Source organism: Rhodoferax sp., from assembly GCF_011391645.1.
Taxonomy (GTDB): Bacteria; Pseudomonadota; Gammaproteobacteria; order Burkholderiales; family Burkholderiaceae_C; genus Rhodoferax.
Genome location: NZ_JAABQC010000018.1, coordinates 15,222 through 35,554, shown reverse-complemented (window position 1 = coordinate 35,554; position 20,333 = coordinate 15,222). Strand labels below are relative to the sequence as shown.

General features: G+C 61.3%; 21 protein-coding genes. 18 read left to right on the top strand and 3 right to left on the bottom strand.

The annotated features are described in order from the left end of the window. The 14 genes from GPS82_RS04235 to GPS82_RS04170 form a co-directional block, all read left to right on the top strand. Positions 1-359 (top strand): His/Gly/Thr/Pro-type tRNA ligase C-terminal domain-containing protein (locus tag GPS82_RS04235; RefSeq protein ID WP_296491330.1); only part of this gene is annotated, 359 nt, incomplete at its 5' end. 12 nt (positions 360-371) lie between these two features. Continuing rightward, positions 372-1,049, top strand: coding sequence for a tetratricopeptide repeat protein (locus GPS82_RS04230; protein ID WP_296491329.1), 678 nt, complete (start codon positions 372-374; stop codon positions 1,047-1,049). A gap of 6 nt (positions 1,050-1,055) precedes the next feature. Continuing rightward, positions 1,056-2,192 (top strand): outer membrane protein assembly factor BamB, encoded by a 1,137-nt coding sequence (bamB, locus tag GPS82_RS04225; RefSeq protein WP_296491326.1) that lies wholly within the window; start codon positions 1,056-1,058, stop codon positions 2,190-2,192. 27 nt (positions 2,193-2,219) lie between these two features. After that, the gene (gene der, locus GPS82_RS04220; RefSeq protein WP_296491323.1) at positions 2,220-3,557 is read left to right on the top strand and encodes a ribosome biogenesis GTPase Der; all 1,338 of its coding nucleotides are present in this window, start codon (positions 2,220-2,222) and stop codon (positions 3,555-3,557) included. A gap of 118 nt (positions 3,558-3,675) precedes the next feature. Continuing rightward, positions 3,676-3,924, top strand: a complete 249-nt coding sequence (gene hfq, locus GPS82_RS04215) for an RNA chaperone Hfq (protein WP_296491321.1) — start codon at positions 3,676-3,678, stop codon at positions 3,922-3,924. Beyond that, positions 3,902-5,104 carry a GTPase HflX gene (gene hflX, locus GPS82_RS04210; protein ID WP_296491319.1) on the top strand — a complete coding sequence of 401 codons (1,203 nt, stop codon included), beginning with the start codon at positions 3,902-3,904 and terminating at the stop codon, positions 5,102-5,104. The genes hfq and hflX overlap by 23 nt, the downstream gene beginning before the upstream one ends. A 14-nt stretch (positions 5,105-5,118) precedes the next feature. Then, the gene (hflK, locus tag GPS82_RS04205) at positions 5,119-6,519 is read left to right on the top strand and encodes an FtsH protease activity modulator HflK (protein WP_296491317.1); all 1,401 of its coding nucleotides are present in this window, start codon (positions 5,119-5,121) and stop codon (positions 6,517-6,519) included. A gap of 9 nt (positions 6,520-6,528) precedes the next feature. Further along, the gene (gene hflC / locus GPS82_RS04200; RefSeq protein ID WP_296491315.1) at positions 6,529-7,425 is read left to right on the top strand and encodes a protease modulator HflC; all 897 of its coding nucleotides are present in this window, start codon (positions 6,529-6,531) and stop codon (positions 7,423-7,425) included. Between the two features lie 14 nt (positions 7,426-7,439). Beyond that, positions 7,440-7,628: a DUF2065 domain-containing protein gene (locus GPS82_RS04195; RefSeq protein WP_296491313.1), complete on the top strand. Its 189-nt coding sequence runs from the start codon at positions 7,440-7,442 to the stop codon at positions 7,626-7,628. Positions 7,629-7,684: 56 nt separating this feature from the next. Beyond that, on the top strand, positions 7,685-8,836 hold the full coding sequence (locus GPS82_RS04190) for an ATP phosphoribosyltransferase regulatory subunit (RefSeq protein WP_296491312.1): 1,152 nt from the start codon (positions 7,685-7,687) through the stop codon (positions 8,834-8,836). Between the two features lie 20 nt (positions 8,837-8,856). Continuing rightward, complete coding sequence (locus GPS82_RS04185) at positions 8,857-10,233, top strand: adenylosuccinate synthase (RefSeq protein WP_296491310.1); 1,377 nt, start codon at positions 8,857-8,859, stop codon at positions 10,231-10,233. A 63-nt stretch (positions 10,234-10,296) separates the two neighbouring features. Then, positions 10,297-10,821, top strand: a complete 525-nt coding sequence (locus GPS82_RS04180; RefSeq protein WP_296491305.1) for a phosphoribosyltransferase — start codon at positions 10,297-10,299, stop codon at positions 10,819-10,821. Positions 10,822-10,839: 18 nt separating this feature from the next. Beyond that, the gene (locus GPS82_RS04175) at positions 10,840-12,045 is read left to right on the top strand and encodes a PLP-dependent transferase (protein ID WP_296491301.1); all 1,206 of its coding nucleotides are present in this window, start codon (positions 10,840-10,842) and stop codon (positions 12,043-12,045) included. A 67-nt stretch (positions 12,046-12,112) separates the two neighbouring features. After that, complete coding sequence (locus GPS82_RS04170; RefSeq protein WP_296491300.1) at positions 12,113-12,286, top strand: hypothetical protein; 174 nt, start codon at positions 12,113-12,115, stop codon at positions 12,284-12,286. Between the two features lie 57 nt (positions 12,287-12,343). On the opposite strand, the gene mnmH is transcribed toward GPS82_RS04170, so the two are convergent. Then, positions 12,344-13,393, bottom strand: a complete 1,050-nt coding sequence (gene mnmH / locus GPS82_RS04165) for a tRNA 2-selenouridine(34) synthase MnmH (protein ID WP_296491296.1) — start codon at positions 13,391-13,393, stop codon at positions 12,344-12,346. Further along, a complete protein-coding gene (locus GPS82_RS04160; RefSeq protein WP_296491294.1) occupies positions 13,390-14,070 on the bottom strand; it encodes an arylesterase in 681 nt (226 codons plus the stop codon). The genes mnmH and GPS82_RS04160 overlap by 4 nt, the downstream gene beginning before the upstream one ends. Between GPS82_RS04160 and GPS82_RS04155 the strand changes: the two genes are divergently transcribed. The 4 genes from GPS82_RS04155 to GPS82_RS04140 are packed head-to-tail and all read left to right on the top strand — an operon-like array spanning position 14,069 to position 19,696. Next, the gene (locus GPS82_RS04155; RefSeq protein ID WP_296491291.1) at positions 14,069-14,749 is read left to right on the top strand and encodes an ABC transporter ATP-binding protein; all 681 of its coding nucleotides are present in this window, start codon (positions 14,069-14,071) and stop codon (positions 14,747-14,749) included. The two genes, GPS82_RS04160 and GPS82_RS04155, sit on opposite strands and share 2 nt — an antisense overlap. 57 nt (positions 14,750-14,806) lie before the next feature. Continuing rightward, a complete protein-coding gene (locus GPS82_RS04150) occupies positions 14,807-16,783 on the top strand; it encodes a TonB-dependent receptor (RefSeq protein ID WP_296491289.1) in 1,977 nt (658 codons plus the stop codon). A 7-nt stretch (positions 16,784-16,790) separates the two neighbouring features. Further along, on the top strand, positions 16,791-17,741 hold the full coding sequence (locus tag GPS82_RS04145) for an ABC transporter substrate binding protein (RefSeq protein ID WP_296491287.1): 951 nt from the start codon (positions 16,791-16,793) through the stop codon (positions 17,739-17,741). After that, entirely contained in the window at positions 17,738-19,696 is a 1,959-nt protein-coding gene (locus GPS82_RS04140; protein WP_296491285.1) for an ATP-binding protein, read from the top strand. The genes GPS82_RS04145 and GPS82_RS04140 overlap by 4 nt, the downstream gene beginning before the upstream one ends. On the opposite strand, the gene GPS82_RS04135 is transcribed toward GPS82_RS04140, so the two are convergent. Further along, positions 19,666-20,331, bottom strand: a complete 666-nt coding sequence (locus tag GPS82_RS04135; RefSeq protein WP_296491283.1) for a response regulator transcription factor — start codon at positions 20,329-20,331, stop codon at positions 19,666-19,668. The genes GPS82_RS04140 and GPS82_RS04135 overlap by 31 nt on opposite strands. Between the last annotated feature and the right edge of the window lie 2 nt (positions 20,332-20,333).

The window sequence follows — 20,333 nt, the reverse complement described above, 5'->3', positions numbered from 1 at the left end:
GTGTGCTGGCCCTGGCCAAAGGCGCGGGTCTGGCCGGTGTGAGCCCGCCGCTGGATGCCTATGCCATCGTCACCGAGGCATCTTTCCTGCCGCAGGTTTTGTCAACGTTGCAGCGCTTGCGCCAGGCCGGCGTCAGCGTGCAGATGCATGCCAGCGCGGGCGATGCCGTGGCCAGCATGAAAAGCCAGTTCAAACGAGCTGATGCCAGCGGCGCACGCTTTGCCCTGATTTTTGGCCACGATGAAATCCATGCCCAGCAGGTGACCGTCAAACCTTTGCGTGATGCCAGCGCTGCCCAGCAAGTGCATTCGCTTGCCGACGTGGCCAGCTGGGCTCCCGCCCTACAATTGATCGCTTAACCGGATACCCTCATGGCCACCCAACTAAACCTTGAAGAACAAGAACAGCTTGACCAGATCAAGCATTTCTGGAAGCAATACGGCAATGCCATCACCTGGGTGGTCATTGTTGTTTTGGGCGCATTCGCCAGCTGGAATTTATACAATTATTGGCAGCGCAGCCAGGCCCAGCAGGCGGCAGTGCTGTTTGACGAGGTGGACCGTGCCGTGCAGGCCGCTGATGCCGCGCGCATGGAGCGCGTTTTCAGCGACATGAAAGACAAGTTTTCATCCACGGTTTATGCCCAGCAGTCGGGCTTGCTGGTGGCCCGCGAGTTCATCGCTCTGGGCAAACCCGATGCTGCCAAGGCCGCGTTGGGCTGGGTGGCTGAAAAGTCTTCTGACGCCGGGTACCAGGCGCTGGCGCGTTTGCGCCTGGCCTCCATTGCCATTGAATCCAAAAGTTACGACGAAGCCATGAGCCTGCTGAATCTGGCGTATCCGGCCAGCTTCAACGCCTTGGTGGCCGACCGCAAAGGTGATGTATTCATCTTGCAAGGTGACAAGGCAAAGGCGACTGCCGAATACGAAAAGGCCTACCGCCTGTTTGACCCGCGCACTGAATACCGCCGACTGGTTGAAGTCAAGCTCAACGCTTTGGGTGTCGATGTTCAGCAGCAAGCATCAGTGGCCACTGCGGTCGGAAAGTAACTCATCATGGCAAATTTTCATTCAGTGGTTTCACTGCGTCGTGTCCTGACGGCGGCGCTGATTCTTGTCTTGTCGGCCTGTGCGAGTGGATCTGATCCCATCAAGCCTGCTGATTTGGGCGCCAACCCGGCGCTGCTTGGTGTTCGCACGGTCTGGACCAGCAAAACAGCACCCGTTGACTTTCCGCTGCAAGTCAAGGTGGACGGCTCGGCCATCACGCTTGCCGGCGGCGATGGCACGGTGTTGTCGCTGGACGCAGGCACCGGTGCGCAACTGTGGAGCGCGCAGGTGGGCGCGCCCATTTCTGCCGGTGTGGGCAGTGACGGCCGTTTTGCCGCTGTGGTCACGCGCAACAATGAACTGGTGGTGATCGAGGCTGGCCAGGTGATCTGGCGTCAGCGCCTGGCAGTGCAAGTCTTCACCGCCCCGCTGGTGGCAGGCGAGCGTGTCTTCGTGCTGGGTGCCGATCGCAGTGTGGCAGCCTTTGATGCCAGGGGCGGTCGCAAGCTGTGGCAACAACAACGCCCCGGCGAAGCGCTGGTGTTGCGCAAGGCAGGCGTGCTGATGGCGATGGGCAATACCCTGGTGGCCGGACTGGCGGGTCGTCTGGTGGGCATGAACCCACTCAACGGCAACGTGGTGTGGGATGCAGCGCTGGCCTCGCCGCGGGGCACCAACGACATTGAGCGCCTGGTGGACCTGGTGGGCGGCGTCAGCCGTCAGGCCAACGAAGTGTGCGCGCGCGCATTTCAGACCGCTGTGGCTTGCATCGATACGCTGCGCGGCACCGTCACATGGAAACGGACCGCTGCGGGTGCCGTGGGACTGCATGGTGACGAGCGCCTGGTGTACGGGGTTGAGGGTGATGGCAGCCTGATTGCCTGGCGGCGAACCGATGGCGAGCCAGTCTGGACCTCGGATCGCTTGCGCTACCGCGACCTGAGTGCACCTTTGGCGTTGGGTCGATCGGTGGTTCTTGGCGACAACACCGGGCTGGTGCATTTCCTCTCAAAGGCCGACGGCACCCCCCTGACCCGACTGACCACCGATGGCTCTGCCATCGTGGCGACCCCTGTGGCGGCGGCTGGCACCCTGGTGGTGGTGACGCGCAACGGTGGTGTCTACGGCTTTCAGCCTGAATAAATCGCACGCTCTCACGGACATCACGGCATGAAACCTGTATTGGCATTGGTCGGGCGACCCAACGTTGGCAAATCGACGTTGTTTAACCGTCTGACCAAATCGCGCGATGCCATCGTGGCAGATTTCGCCGGCCTGACGCGTGACCGGCATTATGGCAACGGCAATCAGGGCAAGCACGAGTACATCGTGATTGACACCGGTGGCTTCGAGCCCGATGCCAGCGCCGGTATATACAAGGAAATGGCCAAGCAAACACGCCAGGCTGTGGCCGAGGCCGATGTGGTGATTTTTCTGGTTGATGCCCGTGCGGGCGTTTCAGCTCAGGATCACGATATTGCCAATTACCTGCGGCGCCTGGGCAAGCCCTGTGTGTTGGTCGCCAACAAGGCCGAGGGCTTGGTGGCCGGCAGCCAACTGGTCGAGTTTTATGAACTCGGTTTTGGTGAGGTTCTCGCCGTTTCGGCGGCCCACGGCCAGGGTATCCGTGAGTTGCTTGACAAGGTGTTTTCGCAGTTGCAGCCAACCGAGGATGAGATCCCGGAGCCCGAGCAACCCGGCGTCATCAAACTGGCGGTGGCGGGTCGGCCCAACGTGGGCAAATCAACCCTGATCAATGTCTGGCTCGGTGAAGAGCGTCTGGTTGCCTTTGACCTTCCGGGCACCACGCGCGACGCCATTTCTGTGCCGTTTGAGCGTAACGGCCAAAAGTTCGAGTTGATCGACACCGCTGGCCTGCGCCGGCGTGGCAAGGTCTTCGAGGCCATTGAAAAGTTTTCGGTGGTCAAGACCCTGCAGGCGATTGAATCCGCGCATGTGGTGTTGCTGCTGATTGATGCCACCCAGGGCGTGACCGACCAGGACGCCCACATTGCCGGCTACATTCTGGAAAATGGCCGCGCGGTGGTGCTGGCTGTCAACAAGTGGGACGCCGTGGACGACTACCAGCGTGAACTGGTCAAGCGCTCGATTGAAACCCGCCTGCCTTTCTTGAAGTTCGCCAACCTGCATTTCATCTCGGCACAAAAGCGCCAGGGTCTGGGGCCTTTGTGGAGCTCTATTGCCCAGGCCCACAAGGCGGCCAATTGCAAGATGTCAACCCCTGTCCTGACGCGTCTGCTGCTGGAGGCGGTGCAATTTCAAAGCCCCAAACGTGCCGGCATGTTCCGTCCCAAATTGCGCTATGCCCATCAGGGCGGCATGAATCCGCCCGTCATCGTCATCCATGGCAATTCGCTGGAGCACGTGACCGATGCCTACAAGCGTTTCCTGGAGGGGCGCTTCCGCCAGGCTTTCGATTTGGTGGGCACGCCGCTACGCATCGAGTTAAAGACCGCGAGCAATCCGTTTGCCGACAAGCAGGCCTGATCTTCGCCTGTTGCGGCAGCTTGTCCGTTTCTTAAGGAATTAGTCCTTGCCCCCAGAGATTGCAGCTTTCGCTGTGGTATCGTCTCTCCTTCTTAAATTTCCGAACACGGAGAATATCGTGAATAACAAAGGCCAACTTTTGCAAGATCCATTCCTGAACACGTTGCGCCGGGAACATATCCCGGTGTCAATTTATCTGGTCAATGGCATCAAGCTGCAAGGTCAAATCGAGTCGTTCGATCAATATGTGGTTTTGTTGCGCAACACCGTGACGCAAATGGTTTACAAGCACGCCATTTCCACCATCGTGCCCGGTCGGGCAGTCAATTTCTCAGCCGCTGAGGGTGACGAACCTGCAGCAGTCTGATCGCCAGATCACCCCCACCTTGCTGGTGGGCGTTGATCTGGGCCTTCCCTTTTTTGACGGGCAACTCGAAGAACTCGGCCTGCTGGCCCAGACTGCCGGGCTAACACCGGTTGCGCGGCTCACCTGCAAGCGCAAAGCCCCCGATGCCGCCCTGTTCATTGGCAGCGGCAAGGCTGACGAAATCAAGCAGCTTGCCACCCAACTGGGCGTGCAAGAGATCCTGTTTGACCAGAGTCTGAGTCCGGCACAACAACGCAATCTTGAGCGGCATCTGGAACTTCCGGTCAACGACCGAACCCTGCTGATTCTGCAAATTTTTGCCCAGCGCGCGCGCAGCCATGAGGGCAAGCTCCAGGTGGAGTTGGCCCGGCTGCAATATTTAAGTACCCGCTTGGTGCGCCGCTGGTCGCACCTGGAGCGGCAAAGTGGCGGTATCGGCTTGCGCGGCGGGCCCGGCGAAACCCAGATTGAGTTGGACCGCCGCATGATTGGTGACAACATCAAGCGCATCAAGGAGCGGCTCGTCAAGGTCAAGCGGCAGCGGCAAACCCAGCGCCGTCAGCGTTCACGCCGTGATGCCTTCAATATTTCACTGGTGGGCTACACCAACGCGGGCAAATCCACCCTCTTTAACGCGCTGGTCAAGGCGCGCGTGTATGCGGCAGACCAGTTGTTCGCCACCCTCGACACCACCACCCGGCAGTTGTACCTGGGTGACCTGGGGCGCGTGGTTTCGCTGTCGGATACCGTGGGCTTTATCCGGGACCTGCCACACGGGTTGGTCAATGCTTTTCAGGCGACCCTGCAGGAAGCCGTGGATGCCGACTTGCTGCTGCATGTGGTGGATTTTTCCAGCCCAAACCATGTTGAACAAATTGCCGAAGTGCAGCGCGTGTTGTCCGAAATTGGGGCTGCGGACATTCCGCAGGTGCTGATTTTCAACAAGCTCGATCAGCTTGACGCCACGTTGCGTCCCAGCGCGCTGCAGGACATTTACGATCTTGCCGGTGTGCCCACACCCCGTGTATTTTTGAGCGCGCAGACGGGTGACGGCGTGCCGGTGTTGCGTCAGATTCTGGTGGACAAAATCCAGGGCGCTTCAAACGCAGAGTTGGCGCCGCCGGATGTCCATGCGAGTCATGAGGCTGACGCCGGTTTCGGCACAATGGAGTCAATGTAAATATGAGTGATCCGATGAAACTTCAACGACCGATTTTTAGCCTCGCTGCTTTTCCGTCCCGACTGCGGGGCATGTTCAATCTCAATGACCCTCGTTGGGGGCGCTCGGACGACAAACCGGACGCATCCGACGCGCAGGGCGACAAGCCGCCCGAGCAAGACTCTGATGTGCCACCCGGCAACCAGGCCCCTCGTGGGCCGCGCCGGGGTGCCAACCAGGGGCCGCCCGACCTTGATGAACTGTGGCGTGACTTCAACCGCAAACTGGGTGGCTTGTTTGGCAACCTCAAAGGCGGCAACCGGGGTGCAACGCCGATTCGGGGCGGTGGTGGTGGCTCTGGCGGTGATAACGGTGGTGGCTTTCAGCCCGACATGAAGAGCGCCGGCATTGGTGTGGGTCTGGTGGCGGGTGTCGCCGTGCTGATCTGGCTGGGGACCGGCTTCTTCATCGTGCAAGAGGGTCAGCAGGCCGTCATTACCCAGTTCGGCAAGTACAACTCAACGGTTGGGGCTGGTTTCAATTGGCGACTGCCTTACCCGATCCAGCGCCATGAAGTGATTTTTGTCACCCAGATCCGCTCGGTCGATGTTGGGCGCGATGTCGTGATCAAGGCCACCGGCTTGCGCGAGTCGGCCATGCTCACCGAAGACGAAAACATTGTGGAAATCAAGTTTGCCGTGCAATACCGCCTCAACGATGCGCGCGCGTTCTTGTTTGAGAGCAAAAACCCGGCGGATGCCGTGGTGCAGGCCGCTGAAACCGCCGTCCGCGAGGTGGTTGGCAAGATGAAGATGGACAGTGCGCTGTCTGAAGAACGCGACCAGATTGCGCCAAGGGTGCGGGCCATGATGCAAAACATTCTCGACCGCTACAAGGTGGGCATCGAAGTGGTCGGCATCAACCTGCAGCAAGGCGGCGTCCGGCCACCCGAGCAGGTGCAAGCGGCGTTCGACGATGTGCTCAAGGCCGGTCAGGAGCGCGAGCGTGCCAAGAACGAAGCCCAGGCCTACGCCAACGACGTGATTCCCCGCGCAGTTGGTGCGGCATCCCGCTTGAAGGAAGAAGCCGACGCCTACAAGGCCCGCATCGTGGCGCAAGCCCAGGGTGATTCGCAGCGCTTTAAATCTGTGCTGACCGAGTACCAGAAGGCGCCCCAGGTCACCCGCGACCGCATGTACATCGACGCCATGCAGCAGATTTACAGCAACGTGACCAAGATCATGGTGGACTCCAAACAGGGTTCCAACCTGTTGTATTTGCCACTTGACAAGCTGATCCAGATGACCGGGCAAGTGGCCCAGGAGACGGCAGCTGTGCCGGTGGCCCCTGCGGCCAGCCCTGCCAATGCGGCAGCCGCCATTTCGGATGCGCGCGCGCGTGACGCCGCGCGTGACCGTACCCGTGAAACCCGATAGGAGCCAGGCATGAACCGCTTAGGATTTATTTTTTCAAGCATCCTCTTCGCGTTGGCTCTGCTCAGCTCAATGCTTTTTGTGGTGGATCAGCGCCAGTTTGGCGTCGTGCTGGCCCTGGGCCAGATCAAGGAGGTGATTACCGAGCCGGGTCTGAACTTCAAGTTGCCGCCGCCATTTCAAAACGTCTCTTACATTGACAAACGCCTGCTCACGCTCGACAGCACCGACAACGAGCCGGTGTTGACGGCTGAGAAACAGCGGGTGGTGATCGACTGGTACGTGCGCTGGCGCATTTCCGAACCCACCGAGTACATTCGCAACGTCGGCACCACTGAGGCGGCCGGCGCCAGCCAGCTCAACCGGGTGGTGCGCAACGCGTTTCAGGAAGAAGTGAACAAGCGCACCGTGAAAGAGTTGTTGTCGGCCAAGCGTGAAGAAGTGATGGAAGACGTCAAGTCTGAAGTGTTGAGTCAGGTGCGCGGCGCCAAGCCCTGGGGTGTGGATGTGATCGACGTGCGCATCACGCGGGTCGACTATGTGGATGCCATCACCGAGTCGGTTTACCGCCGTATGGAGGCCGAGCGCAAGCGCGTTGCCAACGAGTTGCGATCCACCGGTTTTGCCGAAGGCGAAAAGATTCGCGCCGATGCCGACCGCCAGCGCGAGGTGACCGTGGCCAACGCCTACCGCGACGCGCAGAAGTTCAAGGGTGAGGGCGATGCCGAGGCGGCGCGACTCTACGCTGAGGCGTTTGGCCGTGACCCGCAATTTGCCCAGTTCTACCGAAGCCTGGATGCTTACAAGGCGTCGTTTTCCAACAAGAACGACGTGATGGTGCTCGATCCATCAAGCTCAGAATTCTTCAAGTCGATGCGCGGCGGGTTGTCGGCAAGCCCCAAAAAGTAACGCCGGGGGCTGGTTTGGACAGCACCACCTTTTGGCTCGCCATGGCGCTGGTGCTGGTGATTGAAGGCTTCATGCCTTTCATGTCACCGGGCATCTGGCGCCAGACCTTTGTCCAGATTCTCAAGCTCAGCGATGGGCAGTTGCGATTTTTCGGATTGTGCAGCCTGTTGTCGGGTGTTGCGCTGATTTGGTGGCTGACCTGAAGCCGTGCGCACTTTTGCCCGGTAAAATCGCGTCTTTAACAGCCTCCATCAATCACATGTCCGCCTGGGTTCTGCCGGATCACATTGCCGATGTCCTGCCTTCCGAGGCGCGCCACATCGAAGAACTTCGCCGCGACTTGCTCGACACCGCACGCAGCTACGGCTACGAGTTGGTGATGCCGCCCCTGATGGAGCACCTTGAGTCGCTCCTTACCGGCGCCGGCGAGGCGCTTGACCTGCAAACCTTCAAGCTGGTGGATCAAATTTCCGGGCGCATGATGGGTCTGCGCGCTGACTGCACGCCCCAGGTGGCCCGCATTGATGCCCATTTGCTCAACCGAGCCGGTGTTACCCGTTTGTGCTACTGCGGCCCGGTGCTTCACACCCGGTCAGGCGCGCCGCATGCCACCCGCGAACCCCTGCAATTGGGGGCTGAAATATACGGCCACGCCGGTCTTGAGGCCGACATCGAAATCCTGAGGCTGGCGATCGACTGCCTCAAGGCTGCCCATGTGGCGGCCCCCAGCATTGATCTGGCAGATGCACGGTTGCTCAAGGCCCTGCTGGCCGAGGTGCCCCTCAACGCCACGCGTCTGGGCGCGCTGCATGCCGCACTGGCGGCCAAGGACAGCGCCGAACTGCGCGATTTGACGCGTGATCTGCCGGTGCGGGTGCGCCAGGACCTGCTGGCCCTGGTGCAGTTGTATGGCGATGCCCAGGTTCTGTCGGAAGCAGAAAGGGTTCTGAGCCCGCTGCCAGAGGTGCATGAGGCGCTGCGCAACCTGAGCTATCTGGCCCAGCACCTCGACGGTGCCCGGCTCACCTTCGATTTGGCCGATGTGCGCGGTTATGGCTACTACACCGGTGCCCGGTTTGCCATTTATGCGCCCGGTGCCGCCGATGCGCTGGTGCGTGGCGGCCGCTATGACAAAGTGGGCGCGGTGTTTGGCCGCAACCGGCCCGCCGCGGGCTTCAGCCTTGACCTCAAGGCGCTGGTTGCCGGCGTTGCGCCGCGTGCGCTGCAAGCCGCCATTCGGGCCCCGTGGCGCGACGATGCCGGTCTCAATGCGGCGATTGCGGGCCTGCGATCAAGGGGCGAGGTGGTGGTGTGCGTGCTGCCTGGCCATGAGAGTGAAGTGGATGAGTTCCATTGCGATCGCGAGCTGATTGAAGCGGCGGGGCAATGGGTTGTTCAGGCAATGAATTGAAACAGAGAAGCGAAACAAAAATGACAGCGATCAAAGGACGTAACGTGGTTGTCGTTGGCACCCAATGGGGCGACGAGGGCAAAGGCAAGCTGGTTGACTGGCTCACCGAAAGCGCGCAGGGCGTGGTGCGTTTTCAGGGCGGCCACAATGCCGGCCACACGCTCGTCATCAACGGTGTCAAAACCGCGCTGCACCTGATTCCCAGCGGCATCATGCGCCCGGGCGTCAAGTGCTACATCGGCAACGGCGTGGTGCTGTCGGCGGCCAAGTTGTTCGATGAAATTGCCAATCTGGAAAAAGTGGGGGTCGAGGTGCGCGCGCGCCTGCGCATCAGCGAGGCCTGCCCGCTGATTCTGCCTTTTCATGCGGCGCTGGATGTGGCGCGCGAGGCGGCGCGCGAGCAGGGCGGCAGCGAAAAAATTGGCACCACCGGGCGCGGCATCGGGCCGGCCTATGAGGACAAGATTGCACGGCGCGCGCTACGCGTCCAGGACCTTAAGTTCCCCGAGCGTTTTGCCGGCAAGCTGCGGGTGCTGCTGAGCCTGCACAACCATGTCCTGACCAGCTTCCTGGGCTCCAAAACCTTTGACTTCGGCCCCACCCTGGCACCCTACATGCAAGACGGAGAAGTGCAGTTTGACGCGGTCTATGACGAGGCCATGCGCCACGCCGAGCTGCTCAAGCCCATGATGGCCGACGTCTCGCGCGAGCTCAACGACGCCCATCTCAACGGCGAAAACCTGCTGTTTGAAGGCGCGCAGGGCACCTTGCTCGATGTCGACCATGGCACCTACCCGTTTGTCACCTCCAGCAACTGTGTGGCCGGCAACGCCGCCGCCGGTGCTGGTGTCGGCCCGGGTTTGCTGCACTACATTCTGGGTATCACCAAGGCCTACTGCACCCGTGTGGGCGGTGGCCCGTTCCCGACCGAACTGGACTGGGAAGTGGAGGGCACGCCCGGCTGGCACATGAGCACCGTGGGCGCTGAAAAGGGCGTCACCACCGGACGCAGTCGGCGTTGTGGCTGGTTTGATGCGGCGCTGCTCAAGCGCTCCGCGCAGGTCAATGGCCTGACCGGTTTATGCATCACCAAGCTCGATGTGCTCGACGGCCTCAAAGAGCTCAAGCTGTGCACCGGTTACGAGCTCGACGGCGAAGTGACCGATATCCTGCCGATGGGCGCTGATGACATTGCCCGCTGCGTGCCCATTTATGAAACCCTCGAGGGCTGGACTGTGAGCACGGTGGGTGTCACACAGTACGACAAGTTGCCCACCGCCGCGCGCCTGTACTTGCAGCGCATTGAACAGGTCACCGGTGTGCCGGTGCACATCGTCTCGACCAGCCCGGACCGGGACCACACCATCATGCTGCGCCATCCGTTTCTGGCCGAATGATTCGGAACCGGCAGGTCTTTCACTCACATCCGATTTGCAACAACAATTACTTGAGGGGCATTTATGTTGACCGAAGATGGCAAGCACCTGTATGTGAGCTACGACGAATACCATGGCCTGATTGAAAAACTGGCCATCAAGATTTTCCAGTCGGGCTGGCAATTCGACACCATTTTGTGTCTCGCGCGCGGCGGCATGCGCCCTGGCGACATCCTGTCGCGTGTATTTGACAAGCCGCTGGCCATCATGTCCACCAGCTCCTACCGGTCCAACGCGGGCACCGAGCAGGGCAACCTGGACATCGCGCACTACATCACCACCCCCAAGGGCGAAATTGCGGGCAGGGTGTTGCTGGTGGATGATCTGGCAGATTCAGGCCTGACGCTGCAAGCCGTGATCGACCAGCTCAAAAACAATTACAAGCCCATCACCGAACTGCGCAGCGCGGTGATCTGGACCAAGTCGCTGTCCAGGTTCATGCCCGACTACTCGGTTGAATTTTTGCCCACCAACCCCTGGATCCACCAGCCCTTTGAGGGCTACGACAGCATGCGCCCTGAGCATCTCCTGAAAAAATGGAGCGTGTGACACACGCCCGCGGTCGCCATGACTGACCTCGCCACCACCCTGATTCATCATCCCTACCAGCCGCCGGCTGGTTTTTCTGCTCCGCAGCCCGGCGTGTTCAAGGCCTCCACGGTTTTTTTCCCGAATGTGGCCGCGATGCGCCAGTTTGACTGGAAAGACAAGTCTGCCTACACCTATGGCCTGCACGGCACGCCCACCACCTACACGCTCGAAGAGCGGCTTTGCACGCTCGAGGGCGGCAGCCAATGTCTGCTGGTGCCCAGCGGGCTGGCCGCGATTGCCACGGTGGCACTGGCCTTGCTCAAGAGCGGCGACGAGGTGCTGATTCCCGACAACGCTTACGGGCCCTCCAAGGCACTGGCCGAGGGCGAATTGCTGCACTGGGGTATCCGCCACCGCTACTTTGACCCCATGGATCCCGCCGATCTGGCCGCCAAAATTTCTCCCCGGACCCGGCTGGTCTGGTTGGAGGCGGCGGGCTCGGTCACGCTGGAGTTTCCAGACCTGTGTGAGCAGGTGCGCCTGTGCAAGTCAGCCGGCGTCTGCTGCGCGCTGGACAACACCTGGGGTGCCGGCCTGGCCTTCAAGCCCTTTGATCTCATGCCGGGTGCCCAGCCGGCGCTGGCCGTTGACATCTCCATCCACGCACTCACCAAGTACCCCAGTGGTGGCGGCGATGTGCTGATGGGCAGTGTCATCACCACCGACGAGCGCCTGCACATGCGGCTCAAGCTGTGCCACATGCGCCTGGGGCTGGGCGTGGCGGCCAACGATGCCGAGGCTGTGCTGCGCGCCTTGCCCAGTCTGCCCCTGCGTTACCGGCAGCACGACGAATCCACCCGTGCACTGGCGCAATGGTGTTTGCTGCGCGACGAATTTGCCCAGGTTTTGCATCCGGCCCTGCCGCTGTCACCGGGTCACGCGCACTGGCTGGCGCTGTGCGGCGATGCGTCCGGCGCCGCGGCTGGCCTGTTCAGCGTGATCTTCAAACCGGCCTACGGCCAGGCGCGGGTCGACGCCTTTTGTGATGCCTTGCAGCTGTTCAAAATTGGTTACAGCTGGGGCGGCCCCATCAGCCTGGTGATGCCTTACCAGCTCGAATCCATGCGCACCGGCTGGCCTGCGCAGCTGCAGCACGGCACTTTGGTGCGGTTCTCCGTGGGTCTGGAGTCGGCGGCAGACTTGCGGCACGACCTGGCGCAAGCCTTGCTGCAATGCGCCTGAGTGTCAGCTTGCAACCAGCGTTGGCCGATGCGCAGCTAAAATCACCGCATTAACTTGAAAGCACAACTTGGCAACACCTAATTACGGCTACGAAAAGCGTCAGAAAGAACTGGCAAAAAAGAAGAAAAAAGAAGAGAAGCTCAAGGAAAAAGCCCAGCGCAAAGCGGGCGAGGGTGGCCCTGAAGGGCAAGACGACGAGCCCCAGCAACCCGCAGAGGGCACCCCAGGCTCGACTGGCTGACAACGAGGGGCGCGAGCCTGTCGGCGCCGCGTCACTCAGCCACGTAAACGCCAGGTTTCAAGCCAGTTCGCCAGCCAACTGCGTCATGGCAGCCATCGACCGGTCTGCCGGCAAGAGCTGAGCGGCCCGGGGAAACTGCACAAAATTGCGCTGCATCGATTGCAGGTATGCCGGGTCGTAATGCTGGACCAGCAACTCCGTCACCACGCTTGAGAAATCACCCTGCTGGGCCAGTGCCTGCCAGCGCCCCACCACCGCATGCCCCTTGAGCTCGGTGAGCTTGGCCAGCCGCTCACAAAAATAGGCCACGTCCTGGGTCAGGTAGGCGTAGTCTTCCAGCAACAGCGCCACCCGCTGCGCGTCCGACAGTTGCAAGTTCAGGCAGGGGCTGGCGCGCATGGCATCCATGAGAGGCGCCGGCACCGACAAATTGCCCACCTTCTTGCTCTCGCTTTCCACAAACACCGGCAGTGCCGGGTCAAAGCCGCGCAGCTGGTCCCAGATCAGCGTTTCAAAGCGCTTTTGGGTGGGTTGTGCCAGTCCGGGCATGGCCCCCAGCACTGAACTGCGGTGGTTGGCCAGCGCTTCCAGGTCCAGCACCTGCGCCCCTTGTGCCGCCAGCGCCTGCAACAGCCGGGTTTTGCCGCTGCCGGTGGGGCCGCAAATCACCTTGAATGAAAGCCCGGGCATCCGGGTCACAATGTCTTGCACCAACGCGGCCCGAAAGGCCTTGTAGCCGCCTTCCACCAGTGTGACCCGAAAGCCGATCTGGCTCAGGATCAGCGCCAGCGAGCCACTGCGCTGGCCGCCGCGCCAGCAATAGGCCAGCGGTCGCCAGTCACGGGGTTTGTCGATCACGCTGTTTTCGATGTGCGCGGCAATGTTGCGTGCGGCTTTTGCTGCGCCGCGCTTGCGGGCTTCAAAGGGGTTGACCTGCTTGTACAGGGTGCCTATCTCGATGCGCTCGGCATTGTTCAGGGTGGGCCAGTTCACCGCGCCGGGCAAATGGTCCTCCTGGTATTCGGCCTCGCTGCGGGCATCGATGATGGCATCGAAGTCGGCAAGCCGGGCAATGATTTCGGTTGCGCTGACAGGCGTCAAACTCATTTCAGCCCTTTTTTGAGCGTTGGCCAGACATTGCCCAGCATCCGTGCTTGCGCCTCCTCGGTGGGGTGAATGCGGTCGGCCTGAAACCAGACCATGCTGTCGGATGCGTCAGCCATCCCCTTGAGGAAAAACGGCACCAGCGCGGCCTGCGTGATCTTGGCCACGTCGGCATACATGCGGGAAAAGCGCAGGCCGTAATCACGGCCGTAATTGGGTGGCATCTGCATGCCCAGCAACAGCACGCTGGCGCCACTTTTTTGCGCCAGCCGTGTCATGGCCAGCAGGTTGTCCCGGGTCAGATTGAGTGGCAGCCCGCGCAGGGCGTCATTGCCGCCAAGTTCAATCACCACCAGTGTGGGTCGATGTTGCGTCAGCAAGGCCGCCAGACGGGCCCGGCCGCCCGAGGTGGTGTCGCCACTGATGCTGGCATTGACGACAGCAGCCTGGATTTTTTCTTTCTGGAGTTGCTGCTCCAGCAGGGCGACCCAGCCGGTGCCGCGCTTGAGGCCATACTCCGCGCTCAGGGAATCACCCACCACCAGGATGGTGTTGGCCGGGCGCGCAGGCGGGCTGGCCGTGGCCGCCGCATTGCCGTAAATCCCGATGCCGGCCAGGTTTGCCGTCAACACGATACAGTGGCGGCGGTTCAAATTCATTTGTTGTAAAGAAAAAGTCATGTCTGAAGTCATTATCTCGGTAGAGCACGTGTTCAAGTCGGTGACCGACGCGACGGGCACCCTGGAGATTTTGCAGGACATTGATTTTGCCCTGCAGTCGCGCGAAACAGCGGCTATTGTCGGTGCTTCGGGCTCGGGCAAAAGCACGCTGCTGTCGATCATTGCCGGACTCGACACGCCCAGCCAGGGCACCGTGCGCCTGGCCGGGCAGGATTTGTTTGCCATGAGCGAGGACGACCGCGCCGCGCTGCGTGCTGAAAAACTCGGTTTTGTGTTCCAGAGCTTTCAACTGCTGGGCAACCTGACCGCACTGGAGAACGTGATGCTGCCGCTCGAACTGGCAGGGCGGCGCCAGGCGCGCAAGCTGGCCACCGAGATGCTCGCGCGCGTGGGCCTGGCCGAGCGCCTCGGGCACTACCCCAAGGTACTCTCGGGCGGCGAACAGCAACGCGTGGCGCTGGCGCGGGCCTTTGTGGTGCAACCCGCCGTGTTGCTGGCCGACGAGCCCACTGGCAGCCTGGACTTTGCCACCGGCGAGAAAGTGATGAGCCTGATGTTTGAACTCAACCGTGAGCTCGGCACCACGCTGCTGCTGGTGACCCATGACCGCGTCATGGCAGAGCGCTGCATGCGCAGCATCACCATCGAGGCGGGTCGGGTGGTGACTCAACCGACCTGAAGGCGACAGGTGGCGTTGACCACCGTGGGCGGTGCGCCTTCAAGGCACAATAAAGCCATGAAAAATCTTTCGCCTGTGGTTCGGTCCGGTGTTTCCGTCAGTGTGGGGCTGGTCTGGCTGATGGCCAGCCACGGGCTTTCGGCCCAGACCGACAAGGGCGTTTCTGAAGACGATTTTCTCCAGGACATGCCGATCGTGCTGTCGGTGTCGCGCATGCCGCAGCGGCTGGATGAAACACCCGGCGCCGTCACCATCCTCGACCGTAACTTCATCCGCAGTTCGGGCGCGCGCGACGTGCCGGACCTGCTGCGGCTGGTACCCGGTTTCCAAAGCAGCATGTCGTTTGAGGCCGATGCGCCCCAGGTCAGTTACCACGGTGTTTTTGGAAATTATTCTGGCCGGATTCAGGTGCTGTTGGACGGCCGCTCGGTCTATTCAAGTTATTTCGCCGGCAGCGTTGCGCCTGGCCTGATGTCGGTGGCGCTGGAAGACATTGAACGTATCGAGGTATTGCGCGGCTCCAATTCGGTGGCCTACGGTGCCCGCGCCATGCTGGGCGTGGTCAACATCATCACCCGGCACACGTCGGCCACCCTGGGGGTGTCAGCGAAGATCAGCCGGGGGGAAAACGGCATTCAGGACACCCAGTTGGGGCTGGGCTGGCGCGCCGGAGAGGTCGGCATGCGGCTGGGCATCGACGAGCAGGGCGACGACGGGCTGGTCGGATCCAATGGGCACAACCGGGTGCGGCGTGTGAATTTCAGGTCGGACTGGCAGGCTTCCGACACCACCAACCTGGCGCTGCGCTTGGGCTGGACCACGATCGATGCCGGGCGCGGCTCGGTGGGCGTGGTGACCAAACCCTTGCGCGACACCTCCTATGATTCCAGTTTTGTGCAAGCCGACTGGAACAAAGTGCTCAGCCCTGACCAGGACCTGGCTGTCAGCTACTCGCATAGCCGGGAAAAAAGCCACGACCGGGCGCCGTTCACGCCTGTTCCCGGCTTGTATCTTGACTCAAGCGGCAGCGCCAGCAACGATTCCCTGACCGCCCAGCACACCGTGCGCCTGAATGAGGCCTTGCGTGCGGTCTGGGGCGCCGAGTTTCGGCGTGAGTCGGTGACCTCGCTGCCGTTGTACAACACAACCGAACCGTTGGTGACCGACTTCTCGCGCCTGTTCGCCCATGCCGAATGGCGCATGCGACCTGATCTGCTGCTCAATGCCGGCATCATGGCCGAGCACAGCAGCGTCAGCGGCTCCAGCTTGGCGCCCCGGTTGATGCTGAACTGGCACGTTGCGCCCGGCCAGACTCTGCGCGCCGGCATGGCCAGGTCGTTCCGGCCCCCCAGCAGGTTCGAGACGGATGGGGACGTTCGTCGTATTTTGCCCAACGGGAAATTGCTGCAAGTTGATGTGCTGGCACGCGGCAATATTGATTCTGAGGCGGTGCGCACCCGCGAGCTTGGCTACTTTGGGACCTTTTCATGGCTGAACTCAAGCCTTGATGTCCGCATTTTTGATGAGTCGCTGACCGGTCTTTCGCAGCGCCTGCCCTACCCATTGCCGCCGGGCACGTCCCTTGTTCCCTCCAAACCGGCCGACTACATCAATGGCGACAGCTTTACCCTGCGCGGTGTGGAGTTCCAATGGCAGGGCCGTCCCTGGGCGGGCGCTCAACTAAACTTTAGCCAGACCTTTGCGAATGTGCTTTTCCCGAGCCCGCCAACGCGACCCCAGTTGGCAGAATCGATGCCGGAGTCTGCCAGCACCCTGTTGCTGGTTCAGCAGTTGCCCTTTGACCTGCAGTTCAGCGTGAGCCACCAATACAGCAAGCCATTCAGACTGCAATCGGATGAATTCAAGCAGTACGTCAACCGCACCGATTGGCGATTGGCCAAGACGCTGCGCTACGGCCGGCGCACCGGCGAACTCGCGCTGACGGTCCAAAATCAGGGGCAGCCCTATGCCGACTTTGATGAGTCATTTTTATTCGAGCGACGCGCCTTTGTGACCTTGCGCCTGGACAACTGAGTTGGCCATGGCACGGCGTTTGCGGGGTATCCTGATCGGGCTGGCCTGGTGCCTGCTGGCCGGGCGACTGCTGGCGCAGGTTCCTGGGGTCAGCGTGGGGATTGTCAGCAGTCAAGCCAGCGGGCCCTACATGGAGGCCGCCCAAGCCTTGACCGGGCGCCTGGTCGGCCAGGGCGTGCCGCCAACTTCAATACAGCTTTTGAATCTGGATGATTTGGCCACCCTCCCTGCGGCAAAGCAGACAACGGTCAGGGTGTGGGTGGCACTGGGCACGCAGGCATCAACGGCCCTCGCCAAAGCCCGGTTGCAGGTGCCTGTGCTCAGCGCCCTGATTCCACGTCTGGGGTTTGCCCGCGTGCTGCAGGAAACCAACCAAAAAAACTCGGCCCGCTTCACTGCCATCTATCTTGACCAGCCCATGCAACGCCAGTTGGCCCTGATCCGGCTGGCATTGCCGCAGGCCTCGCGTGTCGGCGTCTTGTTGGGGCCGGACTCCTGGTCCAAGGTGCCTGCCTTGCGCGCGTCCGCCAGTGCCAATGGCCTGACCTTGCGCATTGCCCGGGTGGATGATGAAGCCTCTCTGTTTGCTGCCTTGCAGTCGGTCCTTGATGACAGCGATGTGTTGCTGGCACAGGCTGACCCGCTGGTGTTCAACAACCAGAGCATCCAGAATATCCTGCGGACGTCCATTCAGGCCAAGGTTCCTCTGGTGGCTTTCTCGCCCGCGTATGTCCGCGCTGGTGCTCTTCTGGCGCTGTACAGCACGCCCGCGCAGGCTGGCACCCAGGCTGCCGACCGGGTGCTCGAGGTGCTCGCCATGCGGTCTTTGCCTGAGCATGCGCTGGAGCCGGACGATTTTGAAATTGGCGTCAACGAGCAGGTGGCCCGGGTATTGGCGCTCACCCTTGATGCCCGCACCCTGCGCCTGGAATTAAGGCGCCAGGAGTCGCAGCCATGAAAACGCCTGACATCCGGGTGCGTATGCTGCTGGCGGCGTTGCTGCCGGTGTCCCTGCTGGTGCTGGTGTTGTCGGGCGTGTTTTTGGTGTCGCGTTTTGAGGACATCACCGACAGCTACCAGTCTCGCACCCGCTCGGTGGCGCGGCAGCTTGCGATGTCCAGTGAGTTTGGCCTGTTTGCGGGCAACACAACGCAATTGCAGACCATTGCGCGGGGCGTCTTGCGCGAGCCCGAGGTGCGTTGGGTCGCGATTCTGGATCGTGAGGGCCGCGTGCTGGCCAGTGCTGGAAACACCCAATATGGTGGCCTGCCCACTTTGTCTGTTTCAGAAGAGCGCTTTTTTGACGACCAGGCGGCGCTGGATGTGTTGACGCAACCGGTGTTTGCCAGCGACCTCAAGCTCGACGACCTGTACGAAGATGCATTGCGCCCCGGCGGTGCGCAAGTTGCGCCGTTGGGCCAGGTAGTAGTGAAATTTTCGCGCCAGTTGGTGAATGAGAAAAAACGCGACATTTTGTATTTGGGGGGCTTGATCATTGTTTTGGGTCTGCTGTTCGGTGCGGTGCTGGCGGTCAGGCTCAGCGCTGGCGTGATCCGCCCGATTTTGCGGATCACGCATTTGATCGAGCGCATCGGCCGTGGCGACTTTTCTGCCGCGGCCGAGGTGGCATACGCTGCCCCCGGGCGCAACGATCCGTTGCTGGGCCTGCAGTTGAAACTGCGCAAAATGGCGGAACGCTTGGGTGACGTGCATGCGGAGCTGGCGCGGCAAGTGGCCCTGGCCACCGAGGAACTGCTTCAGAAGAAGCAGGAAGCAGAGTTGGCAACGCTGGCCAAATCCAGATTTTTGGCCGCCGCCAGCCACGATTTGCGCCAGCCCATTCACGCCTTGGGCATGTTTGTCGCCCGCCTGGCCCAGTTGCCCCATGATGCGCCCACCCGTGAGTTGATTGGTCATCTGGAGGCCTCGGTACGCGCCCTGCAAAATCTGCTGGATGGCTTGCTCGACATCTCGCACCTGGAGTCCAAGGCCTTGCAGATCAAACTGCAAAAGTTTCCATTGAATGACTTGTTTCAGCGCCTGGACCAGGACCTGGCAGCCACTGCATTCGACAAGGGCCTGCGGTTGCGTATCCGGCCCTGCACGGTCTGGGTGCAAAGCGATCCCGTGCTGCTCTACCGGATCTTGCTCAATTTGGTTGGCAATGCCTTGCGTTACACCGAACGGGGCGGCGTGGTGGTTGCGTGCCGGCCCACAAGCGACCCGGCACAAGTGCACATCGAAGTTTGGGACAGTGGTCTGGGCATTGCGCCAGAGCATCAGGCCGCCGTGTTCAGGGAGTTTTATCAAATTGGCAATCCGGCCCGCCTGAGTCCCCAGGGGCTGGGTCTTGGGCTCAATATCGTGCAGCGAAGCTGTCAACTGCTGGGTCACCCCCTGCAGCTTGCGTCACATCTGGGCGTGGGCACCCGCCTGCGCCTGAGGGTGCCCGCGGTGGCGCCAGAGCCGCCTCGTGCCGGGGCAAGCCTGGCAGAAGAGCCGGAAAACCAGGGCGGGTCAGGCTGTGCTGTGCTGGTGATTGAAGATGACGAACTGGTGCGCAAGGCCCTGGCGGGTTTGTTGCAAAGTTGGAATTTCGAGGTGGCCCAGGCGAGCAGCCTGGGCGATGCGCAAAGTCTGATTCAAAGCGGTTTTGTGCCCGGCTTGATCATCAGTGATTACCGGCTCAATGGCGCCGCGCACGGGGTTGATGCCATTGTGCAACTTCGCCGGCAGTTGGCACAGCCCGTGCCCGCCTGCCTGATCAGCGCCGACACCGACCCCGCGCTGTCGCAAGCGGCTCAGGCGGCGCAACTCACCTTGCTGCATAAGCCGGTGCGCCCGGCCAAATTGCGCAGCTTGATCAATCGCCTGCTGAGCGCTCAGGCACCGCGCGATGAAGACTGGTCATAGCCCCAGCGCCTGGCTTCCAGCACGGCCTCGGTTCTGGAGCGGGCGCCAAAGGTCCGCAAAATACTGCTGACATGGAATTTCACGGTTTCCGCGCTCACCGACAGCCGTTCGCCGATTTGCCGGTTGGTCAAGCCACCCATCATCAGGCCCATCACATCCTGCTGGCGTGAACTCAGCGCCGGCGGTGTTTTTGTCTTGATCGGGACGTCATACGCACTTTCGCACAGAGGACTGAAGTTGGACGGATGGAAAATTTCACCGTCGAGCACCTTGCGCAAGGTTGCCAGCAGGGTGTCGCTCTGCCCCGACTTGGTGACAAAACCGGCGGCGCCGAGCTCGCGCGCGTGCTGCACCACGCTGGGATTGGCCGCGCCCGACAAAATGACCACCGGCAACTCGGGATGCCTTTTGCCAAAAACCTCCAGAGCCGCCAAGCCGCTCATGTCGGGCAGTTGATAATCAAGCAACACCAGGTCAAGGTCGGCATTGAAATGGGCCAGCTCGAAAGCCCTGGCGCAAGTGGCCGCCTGCAGCACCTCGGTAATTTGCCCCGGAATAATTCCCTTGAGCAGCTGGCACAGTCCTTCACGGACCAGTGCATGATCATCAACCACAAGAATCTTCAAGTTATTCACCT